General features: G+C 46.0%; 11 protein-coding genes. 10 read left to right on the top strand and 1 reads right to left on the bottom strand.

The annotated features are described in order from the left end of the window. Positions 1-199: 199 nt before the first annotated feature. The 3 genes from DESMER_RS20105 to DESMER_RS20095 all read left to right on the top strand — a co-directional run bounded on the left by DESMER_RS20105 (position 200) and on the right by DESMER_RS20095 (position 7725). Positions 200-898, top strand: coding sequence for a YveK family protein (locus DESMER_RS20105; protein WP_014904909.1), 699 nt, complete (start codon positions 200-202; stop codon positions 896-898). A gap of 15 nt (positions 899-913) precedes the next feature. Further along, positions 914-1615 carry a CpsD/CapB family tyrosine-protein kinase gene (locus DESMER_RS20100; RefSeq protein ID WP_014904908.1) on the top strand — a complete coding sequence of 234 codons (702 nt, stop codon included), beginning with the start codon at positions 914-916 and terminating at the stop codon, positions 1613-1615. 317 nt (positions 1616-1932) lie between these two features. After that, a complete protein-coding gene (locus DESMER_RS20095) occupies positions 1933-7725 on the top strand; it encodes an AAA family ATPase (protein ID WP_014904907.1) in 5793 nt (1930 codons plus the stop codon). Here the strand turns inward: DESMER_RS20095 and DESMER_RS20090 are convergent. Beyond that, positions 7676-8374: a response regulator transcription factor gene (locus tag DESMER_RS20090; protein WP_014904906.1), complete on the bottom strand. Its 699-nt coding sequence runs from the start codon at positions 8372-8374 to the stop codon at positions 7676-7678. The two genes, DESMER_RS20095 and DESMER_RS20090, sit on opposite strands and share 50 nt — an antisense overlap. Before the next feature lie 132 nt (positions 8375-8506). Between DESMER_RS20090 and DESMER_RS20085 the strand changes: the two genes are divergently transcribed. The 7 genes from DESMER_RS20085 to DESMER_RS20055 all read left to right on the top strand — a co-directional run bounded on the left by DESMER_RS20085 (position 8507) and on the right by DESMER_RS20055 (position 15471). Then, positions 8507-9301, top strand: coding sequence for a tyrosine-protein phosphatase (locus DESMER_RS20085; RefSeq protein WP_014904905.1), 795 nt, complete (start codon positions 8507-8509; stop codon positions 9299-9301). A 231-nt stretch (positions 9302-9532) separates the two neighbouring features. Further along, positions 9533-10921, top strand: coding sequence for a sugar transferase (locus tag DESMER_RS20080; RefSeq protein ID WP_014904904.1), 1389 nt, complete (start codon positions 9533-9535; stop codon positions 10919-10921). A gap of 40 nt (positions 10922-10961) precedes the next feature. Further along, the gene (gene rfbA, locus DESMER_RS20075; RefSeq protein WP_014904903.1) at positions 10962-11861 is read left to right on the top strand and encodes a glucose-1-phosphate thymidylyltransferase RfbA; all 900 of its coding nucleotides are present in this window, start codon (positions 10962-10964) and stop codon (positions 11859-11861) included. Positions 11862-11877: 16 nt separating this feature from the next. Further along, positions 11878-12903 (top strand): dTDP-glucose 4,6-dehydratase, encoded by a 1026-nt coding sequence (rfbB, locus tag DESMER_RS20070; protein WP_014904902.1) that lies wholly within the window; start codon positions 11878-11880, stop codon positions 12901-12903. Between the two features lie 58 nt (positions 12904-12961). Beyond that, positions 12962-13816: a dTDP-4-dehydrorhamnose reductase gene (rfbD, locus tag DESMER_RS20065; RefSeq protein ID WP_014904901.1), complete on the top strand. Its 855-nt coding sequence runs from the start codon at positions 12962-12964 to the stop codon at positions 13814-13816. 30 nt (positions 13817-13846) lie between these two features. Beyond that, a complete protein-coding gene (gene rfbC, locus DESMER_RS20060; RefSeq protein ID WP_014904900.1) occupies positions 13847-14470 on the top strand; it encodes a dTDP-4-dehydrorhamnose 3,5-epimerase in 624 nt (207 codons plus the stop codon). Next, positions 14467-15471, top strand: coding sequence for an NAD-dependent epimerase/dehydratase family protein (locus DESMER_RS20055; protein ID WP_014904899.1), 1005 nt, complete (start codon positions 14467-14469; stop codon positions 15469-15471). Before rfbC ends, DESMER_RS20055 begins: the two co-directional genes overlap by 4 nt. Positions 15472-15473 lie beyond the last annotated feature (2 nt).

The following is a 15473-nucleotide window of genomic DNA, read 5'->3' as shown; positions in this document are numbered from 1 at the left end:
AATGTACTGGCTCTTTTCCCATAGACTTAACAATCTTCGACATTCAACTAGGGACTCCTCCCTGTAAAAGCAAATTTATAAATTTATTTCCAAAATTATTAAAGGATTACCAAGGATTCAAGTTTAGTTGAAGGAAAAATGGAAATTATCTAGAATAATATAACGTCAACTAGTTAACTGTGCTAATTTGGAGGTAGAAATGGACGAGGAAATAGAATTACGGCAGTATTGGGAAATGCTCCAGAAACGTTGGATCATCGTAGTGGTTCTGCCGCTTATCGCAGCTCTGACCAGCGGAATCATCAGTCATTTTGTCATAAAGCCAGTGTATCAAGCTTCCACTACCTTAATTGTTGGCAAGAAAGCTTCCGAAGAGGGACAAGCGGCTGTACAGATGCTGGATAATAGTGTCCTTCTGGCTAATCAGCAGCTGGCTAAGACTTATGCAGCCATTGCCCAGAGCCGCACTGTTGAACAAAGTGTCATCGATGACTTGGATTTGGCCATGACTGTTGCTGAGCTGAATGAACTGATCACCATCAACCCGGTGAAGACAACAGAAATCCTGGAAATCCAAGTTACGAACACTAATCCGGATCTGGCTACTGCCATTGCCAATTCAATGGCTTCTGAGTTCTCCAAAGCAGTCATTGAAATAAAAAAAGTAGACAGTGTCAGTATAGTCGATACAGCTGTGGTTCCGGATAAGCCGGTTAAGCCCAATAAAGAATTAAACATCTTAATTGCCGTTGTGGTAGGCTTGATGGCTTCTATGGGATTGGTCTTTTTACTGGAGTACATGGATAACACAATAAAGACCTCAGGAGATGTGGAGAATGTCTTAGGAATTCCGGTTTTAGGGGTTATTCCAAACTACGAGGCAGGAAAACAAGGATAAGAGGAGAAGTTTATTTTGGCTTTTTCATTAATAACGCACGAACAAACGAAATCCCCCATCTCAGAAGCTTACCGGACGCTCAGGACGAATGTACAATTCACTAGTGTGGATACAAAGACCAAAAAAATCATGATCACAAGTTCAGGCCCCCGGGAAGGGAAATCCACCACCGTTGCCAACCTGGCAGTGAGTATAGCACAGTCAGGAAAATCCGTCTTAGTGATAGACGCTGATTTGCGTAATCCCACCCAACATAAATTATTTGAACTGAGAAATCATGAGGGCCTTTCAACCTTTTTGGTTCAGGATGATCAGGAGAAAGACTTTATCAAGGAAACCCCTGTACTCGGCGTCAAAGTCCTCACCGGAGGCCCTATTCCCCCGAATCCCGCTGAGCTCGTAGGCTCCCAGCGGATGAGGCGTTTGATCGAGGAAGTCAGTGAACAATTTGATGTGGTCTTGATCGATACCCCTCCCATCATTGCCGTGACGGATGCCGCCGTTCTGGCTCAGGAAGTCGATGGAGTCATCTTGGTGTTAGCTTCCGGAGAAGTCAACAAAGAATACGCTCAACGGGCCAAGGAACAATTGGACAAGGTAGGGGCTAAGATCCTTGGAGCAGTAATCAATAAGGCAGACCTGAAGACCAGCGAATACTACTACTACTATTACTATCATGGCTCAGACGATCCCAAGAAAAAGAAAAAGAAGTCCTAATAATCTCTGAGACCAGTTTAATGAAAGCAATTAAAGCTTAGAAGCAACTTCTCTCCCTAAGGAGGAAGTTGTTTTTTTACTTTTAATCAATATTATGGCAGAGATCACCCCCTGGGTGATTAAAATTATTGCAATATAATCTATAATTTGATTAATTGGCTAAATAAATAAGGAGGATCTAGTAAGAAAGAAGCAGGAAAATTACTACAAAAGTAGAATTATTTCCAACAGTTAATTTCCTGGATTGAACATAACTAGGAAGAGATAGGCAAAATGGTGTAATTTGAGTCATTTAACTTCTGGGAAGGGAGGAGAGTATGAAGGACGCAACAGATTTGCAAGTTATTCCGGCAGATAAAAGAGGAGAGTCTTCTTCGGAATTATACGAAGAGCTTCAGGAACTGCTAAAGACTACCTTAGATCTTCGGAGTGCTTTAACCATCGGACTTAAGACGGTTGAAGCCGTAGCTCTTCTCCACGACCAGAAAATTATCTGCAAGAATATCCACCCGGGAAATATTTTGGTTAGTTCCGACAGGGGAAGAGTTAAGCTGAAGGACATGAGTCTGCCGGGTTTACCTCCTTCCGACCTGCATTATATATCCCCGGAACAGACGGGCAGAATCAATCAACAGGTTGATACCCGGACAGATCTCTATTCCTTGGGAGCAGTACTCTATCACCTGTTCAGCGGCCAACCCCCCTTTAAGGCAGCAGACCCTCTGGAATTGGTTTACGCTCATTTGGCCAGAGAAGCCCGCCCCCTAAATCGGCTGAACCCAGAAATCCCCTTAGTCCTATCCCACATCCTTCACAAACTCCTGCAGAAGAAGCTGGAGGATCGCTACCAAACTGCCTACGCCCTTCAGCATGACCTGCAAAAATGTCTGGCAGCCCTGGAGAGGAAAGAGCAGGGAGGAGCCGAGGTGATCGAACCCTTCGAAATCGCTCTCCTGGATAAGCCCAGAGGTCTGGCCATACCCAATCAGCTGTTTGGCCGGGAGAAAGAGCTGGAAACTCTTAAGCAGGTTTATCAACGGGTGCTCAAAGGCCAGCAGGAGCTTATCTTCGTCTCAGGTTATTCCGGAGTGGGAAAAACCTCTCTCGTCAAAGGATTCTTAGACTATGTAAGGGAAGGGGGCGGAATCTATTTAGTGGGTAAATTCGATCAGTATAAAAGCAATGTACCCTACACAGCCTTTATTCAGGCATTTCAACCTCATTTAAGACGAATACTATCAGAAAATCAAACAACCCTCGCCGCCTGGCAAGAGAAGTTAGTCAGTGCTCTCTCCCCCAATGCCCAGCTCATCGTCGAGATCATCCCGGAGCTCAGCCTGATCATCGGCCCCCAGCCGCCTGCCGCCCGGCTTGCTCCCTCGGAGGCTCAGAACAGACTCAACGATGTCTTCTTGAAGTTCATTCAACTCTTCGCCACCCCGGAAAGCCCCCTCGTCCTTTTTCTCGACGATTTGCAATGGACTGACCCATCCAGCCTTCGCCTTATCGAACAACTCATTGTAGACAGGTTCGGATCCATCCTGATCATTGGCGCTTATCGGGATCAGGAGATTACTGCCCTTCACCCCCTGAATTTGCTCTTTCGCCAACTGGAAAAACAAGGGTTAGAGGCTGAGGCCATAAACCTGCAGCCCCTGACTCTGGATCATGTCAATAGTTTGCTGGCAGTCTCCTTGAGCCGTCCCCGCCAAGAGACCTTAGCCATCGCTGAAGTTTGTCACGCCAAGACTAAGGGGAATCCCTTCTTTGTGATTCAGTTTTTATACATGCTGAAGGAGGAAGGGCTTTTGAGTCTGGAGGCCCGGCAGTCGGCTTGGACCTGGAATCTGCCGGCTATCTTAGGGTGTAAGGTCACGGACAATGTGGTGGACTTGATGATTTCGAAAATCAGCAAGCTCTCTCCTGCCATGGTAGACCTCCTGAAACTGGCCGCTTGTATCGGCAGCAGCTTTGATCTGCATACCCTGGAGATCGTCACGGGAAAGCCCGGCGAAGAGCTTAAGGATATTTTGCAGGCAGCAGTGGAGTCCGGACTGATTCAAGGAGCAGAAAGCCAATACAGCTTTTTACATGACCGAGTCCAGCAGGCGGCCTATTCCCTCCTGGCAAAAGAAACAAAAGCTGCCACCCATGGCAAGATTGGCAAGCTCCTCTATAGTAAGCTGAAGGGACAGGAGTTGGAAAACCGTCTCTTTGAACTCGTCGATCACCTTAACCTGGCGGTAGATTTAAGCCTAGACCTCGCTGAGAGATCCTTTCTGGCCAATCTGAATTTTCGCGCCGGCCTGAAGGCCAAGGCCTCCTCCGCTTATGAACCAGCCCTGGATTATTTCAACCTGGCTAAACAGCTTACCTCCTCAGAAGCTTGGAGGACGGAATATCCCTTCATGCTGGAGCTCCATATTCAGCTGGCGGAAATGGCCTATGTATGCACCCGGTTTGAGCGGATGGAAGAGGTGGCGGCAGAAACCCTGGTGCACTGCCGAGACGTCCTGGCTCAGGCCAGAATCTCAGAAATCATGATTGCTACCTATACCGCTGAGAATGAATTCGAAAAAGCCATGGCCCTCGCCGAAAACACTCTGAAGTTATTAGGGGTTCCCTTTCCCAGGAGGCCCCATCTGGGTCATATTATCCTGGAGTATTTAAGAACCATCTGGGCCTTAAGAGGGAAGCAAAGTGCAGACTTGTTAAGTCTGCCCCTGATGACGGACGAAAAGTATAAAACCGCCATGCGAATTTTCAACACCACGGGGATTTGCAGTTATTCCGCCTCCTATTACGCCGTAATCCTGATGGTCTTAAAGGCCCTGCGCCTTTCCCTGAACCATGGGATCACCGAAGAAACCATCGTCGCCTATTCTGCCTATGGCTATATCATCAACATGCTCTTTAAGCAAGCCGATAAAGGCTATGAATTCGGAGAACTGGCCCTCCGTCTCCAGGATAAGCTGGGAGTATATCGCTTTGACAGCAAGATTCGGATGATCTTCAACATGGTGATTCGGCATTGCAAAGACCCTCTCCGGGATGCCTTGGAGGACTTTCCTCAGACCTATCTGAGCGGATTTACCTCCGGAGACTTACTCTCCGCCGGACACTCCATCATGCAGTACTTTGTCTGTTCCTATTTTTCCGGACGTCAGCTCTCCCTGATCGAAGCAGAAATGCAGGCCCATCGCCAGGCCATGATCAAGACCGGACATGAAACCTCCCAGCGCCTCTGTCAGATTTATCGCCAGACTGCTTTGAATTTTGCCGGATTATCTCCGGACCCCTGTGCCCTGGTAGGAGAGGATTTCGATGAACGCAGTTTGCTGCCCATCTACACCCAGTCTAATGACCGGACCATTGTTTTCAATATCTACTTTCACCGGCTGATTCAGTACTACTATTTCCGGCAGCCGGAGAAAGCCCTGGAAAGTCTGCCCTTCCTCGACGAATACCTGGATGGAGTTCTGGGAACCTTCTGCTTGCCCTTGCTGCATTTTTACGGGGCCTTGGTCGCTGTGGCCAACTATGAAAGACTAAGCTATTCCAAACGGCTTTTGAGCATAAGAAGAATTAAAAAAAGTATTAAGGCCTTAGAAAAGCTATCTCGGTCAGCACCGGAAAATATTCTGCATAAGCTGTATTTAGTGAAAGCCGAGTTTGCCCGGCTGAACAAAGAAGACCTCAAGGCAGCCGATTGGTACGATTTAGCTATCCAGCATGCGGAAACCCAGCATTTTATCCAGGAAGAAGCCCTAGCTAATGAATTAGCAGGGGAATATTATCTCACCGAAGGCCGACAGGTCTTGGCCAAGTTCTATTTCCACCATGCCATAAGCTGCTATCGGGAATGGGGAGCCAAGGCTAAAGTAGCAGACCTGCAAAACCGTTATCCCATGCTCCTCCTGCAGAATCCTCTGGCCATCACAGGCACCGCTGAGATCCCGGATATTGATCTGACTGCGATTCTGAAGATCGGTCAGGCCATTTCCGGCGAAATCGTCCTGGAGGACTTACTCAAGCTGCTCATTCGAATCATGCTTCAAAATTCCGGGGCCAGAAGAGTGGTATTCATCCAGAATTATGACAACAAGTTAACCATAGAGGCGGAAGGGAAAGCCGATGATAACTCCATCCGCCTCTTAGATTCCCTGGATATCCACCCCCAAAGCACAGATCTGCCTATTAAGCTCATAACCTATGTGGCCAGAACGGGAGAAACAGTGACCTTAGACGGCGAAGAGCAGCCAGCTTCCGTCCTCTGTCTGCCAGTGATTATCAAAAGAAAGGTGATTGGCCTCTTTTATCTGGAAAACGACCTGGCCCCCGGTATTTTCACCAGCGAACGCCAGCAGGTTTTACAGGTATTATCCTCCCAGATCGCTGTTGCCTTGGAAAATGCCAAAGAGTATCAAAACCTGGAGAAGATTGTTGCCCATCATACCCGAGCCCTGCAGGAAAAAAACCTGGCCCTTGAGGAGAGCAACCGCAAGCTCGCTGAGGCTAACGAGAATAAGACCCGCTTCGTAGCCAATGTCAGCCATGAAATCAGAACCCCCCTCCAAGGGATCATAGGAATGACCAGTCTCTTGAAAAAAGAGGGCCAATATAAGGAGGACTATGTAGACTTAATCCAATCCTCGGCAGCATCTTTGGAGGGAATCATCAGTGACATCTTGGATATTTCCAGAATTGAGTCCAACCGAATTGTGATCGAAGAGAGAGCCTTTGGCCTGAAGGACTTACTCACACCTATTCTGAAAACCTATAAAGCCCAGGCGGAAGAAAAAGGGATTAGCCTCCATACGGAGGTAAGCTCTGACCTCCCGGATTATCTGAGGGGAGATCCTTTGCGAATCAGTCAGATTCTCAATAACCTTTTGAATAATGCCCTCAAGTTTACCCATCATGGGTCTGTGGAGCTTAAGCTCAAATCTCTGGCTCTGGCAGAAACCAGACTGGAAATACAATTCCTGGTTAAGGACACGGGCATCGGTATCTCTGCAACAAAGCTTCAGACCATCTTCCAAAGCTTTTCCCAAGCCGACAGCAGCATTACCAAAAAATACGGCGGTACGGGACTGGGTCTGACCATTGTCAAGCACCTGGCCGAGTTAATGCACGGGCGAATTGAAGTGGAGAGTCAGGAAGGGGCGGGCAGTACCTTCTCTCTCTTCCTGCCCTTAGGCATAGCCGATCCCCAGGAGATAGCCCTAGACGAGGCAGCAGTTAGCACGGAGAATCAAGAGCGAGAGGATCTGCAGAGCTTAAGAGTCATAGCCGCCGAAGATAATCTGGCTAATCAGATCTATATCAAGCACATCCTAACCTATCATAATTGTGCGGTGACCATCGTTAATAATGGCTTGCAATTGCTTCAAGCCCTGAAAATTCAGGACTATGACTGTGTTTTGCTGGACAAGAATATGCCTATTATGGACGGCTTAGAGACGACGACAATTATCCGGGACCTGGAAGGACCTACAGGGAAGCATGTCCCTATCATTGCCTTGACGGCCTCGGCTATTCTGGGGGATCGAGACAAACTTCTCCGGCAAGGGATGGATTTCTATCTGGCAAAACCCATCCAAGAAGAAAAACTGCTGCTGATCCTAAAGCAGATTCGCCGGTCAGCAGGCTTGGAGAATCAAATACCCGACGAAGAACCCGGTCAGAGGTGCGGGGAAGAGTGCCGGCAATCGGCAAATATCCCAGAGGCAGGTACACTGATCAATCAGGAGATATTCCGCCAGGAAGCAAAGCTTTTTGGTCAGGAAGTCATGCTTTTAAGTATTGAGAACTTCTTGGAAAATTACCAGACTTGGCTGGAGATCATCAGGACAGATCTGGAGGCCTATGACTTGGGGAAATTAGAAAAAAGCGCCCATCGACTGGCCAGCGCTTTATCCTGTCTGTATGCTATGAAGGTTTTTAAGACTGCCGGTGAACTGGAGCGGGCAGCCCAGGCTGGGGAGTGGAACAAATCCCATAAACACTACCAGGAACTCAAGGAATTAATGCCCCCTTTAGTGGAGGAGCTTCAGGAGGTTAAAGAGACATTGGCAGACGATAGCCCACATTCCGGACAGTCTCGATGAGCAGGGGACTCTGGCCTATCTCCTCCAGCTTTTTGCGAATTCTGCGGATATGGACATCCACTGTGCGAGTTTCCCAGAAGCCTTCTTCCGACCAGACGGTATCCAGAATTTCAGCTCGGGTGAAGACTCGGCCCGGTCTTTTGGCTAAAAGGCATAAGAGCTCGAACTCTTTGAAGGAGAGCTCTATCTCCTGATCGTTGACGGTGACTTGTCGACTGGACAGATCCATGACCAGACCGCGGAAGACTACCTTAGAGAAGGATGTCCGATTGGAATCCGCCCTGCGCAGAACTGCCTTGATCCGAGCAATCAGCTCATGGAAGCGGATGGGCTTGGAAATGTAATCATCAGCTCCCAATTCCAAACCGATGACGTGATCAATTTCACTATCCCTGCTGGTCAGCATGAGCACCGGGACAAAGCCATAGGTGGGGTGATTTCTTATCTTTTTAAGAGTATTCAGTCCGTCCATCCCGGGTAAGACCACATCTAAGAGAACTAGATCAATGGCCAGAGCATCCAGAATCCTCAGAGCATTTTCACCGGACTCTGCCTTAAACGTATGATACCCGTTTTTGCTCAGGGCAGACTCCAGCATTCTTAAAACAATGGGGTCATCATCAACGATTAAGATATTCTTGCTTGCCATAGTACTCCCTCTTCTGCTTCATTAAAATGTGTAAATTAGATAATATTAGATATTTTACATTATTGTAACATATGTTCGAAGATTTGTTACTTAGTTTTGCTAGAATTTAGCTTAAAGGTTAGGAGAAGACAGATGATTGATACACACAACCACATCCTCCCCGGTCTTGACGATGGCGCCAAGACCATGACCCACTCCCTGGGAATAGTTCGTCAATTGTTCTATTCCGGATTCCAGACCCTGATTGTTACTCCTCATGTTATGGAAGGCAGTGGATTCTTAAGCCCTGAAGAGATCCTGGCTGCTGTGGAGCTGTTGCGCAAGCATGTGGCTGAGGCAGAAATCCCGGTGGAAATTCTGCCTGGGGCAGAGAACTATATTTGCCCCGACCTAGGCAAATGGGCTCGTGAAGGCAAGCTGATGACCCTGGGGAATACGGGCAAGTATCTGCTCTTAGAGCTGCCCATGCTGGAGATTCCCCAGTATACGGAACAAGTCTTCTTTGACTTGCAGGTGCAGGGGCTGACTCCGGTGCTGGCTCATCCGGAGCGGAATAAGGGCTTGATTGAGAGGCCGGAGTACTTGGTTGACTGGGCGAATAAAGGGGTGCTTTTTCAGCTGAACCTGAGAAGTCTGAGCGGGAGGTATGGGCCCCAGGCTGAGGAGTTGGCGGAAAGGATGCTGAGGAGTGGTTTGATTCACTTTATTGGGTCGGATGCGCATCGGACTTCGCAGGAGGATGGGGTTTATCTTCAAGCACTGCGAAGTGTCAAGGAGATCGCGAGAGAAGAGGGGGTTCGGGAAGTTACGTTGGAGAACCCTCAGGCAATTTTGACGGGGGAAGGCTTGGTAGGTGAAAGGGAGTATTTCCTACAGCAACCAAATAAGAAGAAAAAGAGAAAATTTTGGGAGTTATTTCGAGGATAGAAGGATATTGGGAAGAAGAAGCGTAGGATCAGATCGGATTGTGACGAAGATTACTGGAATTGTGGGTATGGTGTTGGAATTTTGTGAAAAGTTCGTGAAGGATATTACTTTCTTATAGGGAAATATATGGAGTTGCGGTTAGTCCTAGGACGGAGGGCCTATTAAATCAATCGGTTTTAGATGGGATAAGATTATGTATAGAAAAAGGAAATGGAAAAGGGAAGTGAGACAGTGCTAAGGGACAGGGGGATCATTGAAAACATATCTGAACTCGTTGACATTGTTCTAATAGCATTGGCCTTCTCTTTGGTCATAGAAATCTATCAAATCAAGAATGTCGTGACAAATAATAGCTGGCCAGGATACTTTGCGATATTTTTAATTTACTTAGTAGCTTGGATTATTGCCAGTAATGCCTTAAAAGTCTATCAATCACGCCGCTTTATGTCTGCGCGGCGTGAACTAAGCCAGATTCTGAAAGCCCACTTCTTCTCATTCGCAGTCAGTATGACAACTATTTATCTTCATAGCCCGTATTTACTGCGCACACGCTTCTTTTTTTACTTTGGGGCCTTTGCAGTGGGTTTAACCATTGGAATGCATATTGTGACCCGGTTGGCTTTGCAAGCAGGAAGGAAACTAGGCAGAAATACACGTTATGTGCTGATTCTGGGTGCAGGCTCTGCTGCTGAGCTTTACCTACAGAAACTTAAGGATAATCCACAGTTAGGCTATAGAGTCATAGGGTACATCGCCCCTGCTAAAAACGGTCTTGAGATACCTTATCTGGGGGATTACTCGAATCTCGAATCCATTATTCGCATGAACATCGTAGATTTAACGGTTGTTACAGCGCTGATTACGGAAAAGGGTGTTCAAGAGTCCATTGAAATTCTAGATGTCATGGGTAAAACGGTGGCGGTACTTCTTGACGACATTGTGACGAAGGTTTCTCGCAGCAGGCCCATGGATTTTGGGGGGCTCTCAATGGTTGTGTATGACAGCCACCCCAGACGGCCTTGGCATGAGGTAGCAAAACGGGGGATGGATGTTATTTTATCAGGTGCCGGTCTTATAGTTCTTACTCCGGTTTTCGCTTTAGTAGCGATAGCTATAAAGTTAACCTCCAAGGGGCCAATAATTTTTGCTCAAGAAAGAGTTGGGTTGAATGGAAGGGCCTTTAATATTTATAAATTCCGGTCCATGGTTGTAAATGCCGAAGAGCTTAAGGAACGATTGGCACATTTGAATGAAATGAGTGGACCAGTGTTTAAGATTACCAATGATCCGAGAGTGACAGCAGTGGGCAGGTTTATTCGTAAAACAAGTATTGATGAGCTGCCTCAGTTATACAATGTTTTTCGAGGGGATATGAGTTTAGTTGGGCCAAGGCCGCCCTTGCTCAGCGAAGTTAATTTGTACGATTCTAAGCATCGGAAGAGGTTGGCAGTGAAGCCGGGAATTACATGTATTTGGCAGATTAGTGGGCGGAATGAAGTGGACTTTGATCAGTGGATGGAGATGGACGCTGAGTATGTAGATCGCTGGACGTTGTGGTTGGATTTGGGGATATTGGCTAGGACGGTGCCGGTGGTGTTGGGGAGGAAGGGTGCGAGTTAGAAACTTATTACTCCAGTATTGGGTATTCAGGAGGACGAGAATGAAAGGTATAGTTCTTGCAGGAGGTTCCGGTACCAGGCTTTATCCTTTAACAATGGTAACTTCAAAACAGTTGCTGCCGATTTATGATAAGCCAATGATTTACTATCCATTAAGTGTTCTAATGGACGCAGGAATACGAGATATCCTCATAATAAGCACTCCCGAAGATGCTCCAAGATTTATGGCCCTTCTAGGTAAGGGCAGCCAGTTTGGGGTAAGACTGTCTTATGCAGTTCAACCAAGTCCGGACGGCTTGGCCCAAGCTTTTATCATCGGTGAGGAGTTTATAGGTGATGACAATGTAGCTATGGTATTAGGGGATAATATCTTTGCAGGTCATGGTCTTAAAGAACGTCTTAAAGCGGCTGTGACGCATGCTGATGACAAGATTGCTACAGTATTCGGATACTATGTAGACGACCCAGAACGTTTTGGTATCGTTGAGTTTGACAAGAATGGGAGAGCAATATCAATAGAAGAAAAGCCACCTATACCAAAATCAAACTACTGTGTGACGGGTCTCTATTTTTACGATAATCGTGTGATTGAATATGCTAAAAGCTTATTGCCTTCTGCTCGTGGAGAACTTGAAATAACTGATGTTAATCGAATTTATCTTCAAAAAGGCAAACTTAATGTTGAATTGCTCGGTCAAGGCTTTACTTGGCTAGATACAGGTACTCATGAGAGTCTTGTCGAAGCTACGAATTTTGTAAAGACTGTGGAGACACATCAGCATCGTAAAATTGCTTGTCTTGAAGAGATCGGATATCTAAATGGCTGGATTGACAGAGAACAGTTGTTAAAGTCAGTGCAAACTCTGAAAAAGAACGGATATGGTGCTTATTTGATGGATGTGCTAGATGGAAAGTATCTTGACAAGATAGAAGCAATATAAATAGGAGAAAACAACTGTGAGAATTATCGTAACCGGTGGAGCCGGATTTATCGGTTCTAATTTTGTGTATTATGAATTAGAAGAACATCCAGAAGATAAAATCATCTGTGTTGATAATTTAACGTATGCGGGAAATGTTTTGACACTGGAAAAGGCAATGAAGAATCCCAATTTCAAGTTTGTAAAGGCTGATATTGCTGATAGGGAAGCTATTTATACAATCTTTGAAGAAGAACGTCCGGACATTGTGGTCAATTTTGCAGCCGAGAGTCATGTAGATAGAAGTATAGAAAACCCAGAAATTTTCCTCGAGACTAACGTTATCGGTACCGGAGTTCTAATGGATGCATGCAGAAAATATGGCATTAATCGTTTCCATCAAGTTTCTACAGACGAAGTATATGGTGATCTACCCATAGACCGTCCGGATCTGTTTTTTACTGAGGACACCCCAATTCACACAAGCAGTCCATATAGCTCTAGTAAAGCTGCCGCTGATTTATTGGTTCTTGCCTACTATAGAACATATAAACTGCCTGTTACGATCACACGATGTTCAAACAATTATGGGCCATACCATTTTCCAGAGAAGTTAATTCCTCTTATGATTAGCCGAGCTTTAGCTGATCAGCCATTGCCGGTCTATGGAAAAGGTGAGAATGTCAGAGACTGGCTTTATGTAAAGGATCATTGTAAGGCGGTAGATCTGGTAATGAGAAAAGGTCGTTTGGGCGAAGTCTATAATATAGGCGGTCATAACGAAAGAACTAATCTTGAGGTAGTAAGGACGATTCTGAGTGAGTTAGGTAAGCCTGAAAGTCTTATAACATTTGTTACTGACCGCCCAGGTCATGACAAGCGATACGCCATCGATCCGACCAAAATCTATAAAGAACTTGGTTGGATTCCTGAAACAAAGTTTGAGGATGGTATCGGTAAGACTATTCAGTGGTATTTAGCTAATAAGAAGTGGTGGGAAGATATTCTCTCCGGAGAGTACACTAAGTATTTTGACAAAATGTATGGTGGAAGACTTAGCTAATCCCTATTTGTACAGATTTGTAAGTTTAAATTAAGCCCTGTATAAGAGGAGAATTTGTATGAAAGTACTTGTAACAGGAGCCAAAGGACAGCTTGGCATTGATGTTGTTAGGGAACTTGAAAGACGGGGACACATAGCTCTTGGTGTTGATATTGATGAACTGGATATCACAGATTCAGCAGCCGTTAAAAAAGTAATCACGGAGGCTGATCCGGAGGGCGTAATTCATTGTGCTGCCTGGACCGAGGTGGATGCGGCTGAGGACAATGCGGAGAAGTGCCGACTGGTCAATGCAACGGGTACTAAAAATATCGTTAGGGTTTGCAAAGAGCTTGATATTAAAAAGATTTATATTTCTACAGATTATGTCTTTGACGGTCAGGGTACTGAACCCTGGCGGCCGGACTGCAAGGATTATAAACCGCTGAATGTTTACGGACAGACTAAATTGGAAGGCGAGTTGGATGTATCTTCCAACATTAATAAATACTTCATCGTCCGAGTCGCCTGGGTTTTTGGCGTCCATGGCAAGAATTTCATCAAAACCATGTTGAAAGCCGGTAAGACACATGAGACAGTTCGCGTGGTCAACGACCAGATCGGTACACCGACATACACATTGGATTTGGCGTGCCTACTGGTAGATATGATTGAAACGGAAAAATATGGTTACTATCATGCGACAAACGAAGGCGGCTACATCTCTTGGTATGACTTTACCTGCGAGATTTACAAACAGGCAGGATACGAGACAAACATCATACCTGTGACTACGGAAGAATATGGTCTTTCCAAAGCGGCACGTCCGTTTAACAGCAGACTGGACAAGAACAAGCTGGTCGAAAACGGCTTTAAACTGCTTCCGACATGGCAGGATGCTTTGAGTAGATATTTGAAAGAGATTGAGTATTAAACAACAAGAATGCAGATGGAGAAAAGATTTATGGGTCAGATTAAGGTAACAAAAGCTCCAATCGAAGGATTGTATATTATAGAACCAGCAGTTTACGGTGACAGCCGCGGCTATTTTATGGAGACCTATAACCGGAACGATATGCATGAAGTCGGGCTAGATATGGTGTTCGTGCAGGATAATCAGAGCATGTCTGCAAAAGGTGTGCTGCGAGGGCTGCACTTTCAAAAACAATTTCCACAAGGTAAGCTGGTTCGGGCTATTAAAGGTAGTGTTTTTGATGTTGCTGTTGACCTTCGTTCCGGCAGTTCAACATACGGCGAATGGTTTGGAGTTGAATTGACGGAGGAGAATAAAAAGCAGTTTTATATTTCCGAAGGATTTGCGCATGGATTTCTTGTTTTAAGTGAAGCTGCGGAGTTCTGTTACAAGGTTACAGATTTCTATCATCCCGGTGACGAGGGAGGACTTGCTTGGAATGATCCGGAAATCGGGATTATCTGGCCGCAGGTTGTGGGTAAATATTCAGGGACGGCCAGTATTGAAGGTTATCGCTTAGAAGATGGCACCAAGCTGAATCTCAGCGATAAAGACCAAAAGTTGCTGGGATTGAAAAGTACATTCAGATTTTTTCGGTCTAGGAGTGAACAATGAACTATATCATATTTGGAGGAACCGGCTTCATCGGAACCCATCTGATTAATCTGCTCAAAGCAGAAGCAGTGAACCCCAGCGATAAAATCTATGCCCTTGATATTGTCATGCCAGGAGAAGAAGGTGTTGTCCCCGGTATTGTAGAGAGGATCGAGGGAGTTGAGTATATACGCTGTGACGTTCGGAAACCCATAGATTTCGATATCGCGGCAACGACAGATGACATAATTTTCAACTTTGCCGCAGTACATCGCACTCCTGGTCATCTGGATTACCAGTATTTTGAAACTAACCTTTATGGTGCGGAAAATGTGACGGCTTTTGCTGTGGAGCACGACATCAAAAAAATCCTGTTTACCAGTTCTATTGCGCCCTATGGGGCAGCCGAGGAACTCAAAGAAGAAACAACACTCCCCACTCCGAATACTGCCTATGGCACCAGCAAACTTGTTGCGGAACAGATTCACGAGAAATGGCAGGCAGGAGACCCGAAGCGCGAACTCACCATCGTTCGTCCCGGCGTGGTTTACGGTAAAGGAGAGCATGGCAACTTTACCCGTCTGTATTGGGGACAGAGGAAGCACTATTTCTTCTATCCCGGTCGTAAGGATACGGTGAAATCCTGTATTTATGTGAAAGAACTTGCCCGCTTCATGAAATATCGAATGATTGACAACGATTTTCCGGGAGTGGACGTTTTCAACTGCACCTTTGAGCCAGCCTACACTATTGGGCAGATTTGCAGGGAGATGCAAAAAGCCACAGACATGAAACGTTTTGTTCCATTGATTCCTGGATGGATACTGATGACTGCCGCCGTGTGTATGGTTCCCTTTGGGGGAATGAAGTTGGGGCTTCATCCTGCACGTGTAAAGAAACTGATGGTTTCCACCAATATTTGCGGTAAAAAGTTAGCCGCCAGCGGATATGAGTTCTATTATTCTTTTGAGGAAACGCTGAGGGACTGGTATGAGGATTGCGGTCGTAAAGGGCTTCAATAAAA

Source organism: Desulfosporosinus meridiei DSM 13257 (assembly GCF_000231385.2).
GTDB classification, from domain to species: Bacteria; Bacillota; Desulfitobacteriia; order Desulfitobacteriales; family Desulfitobacteriaceae; genus Desulfosporosinus; species Desulfosporosinus meridiei.
The sequence above is the reverse complement of the archived record's forward strand: the minus strand, read 5'-3'. Positions and strand labels throughout refer to the sequence as shown.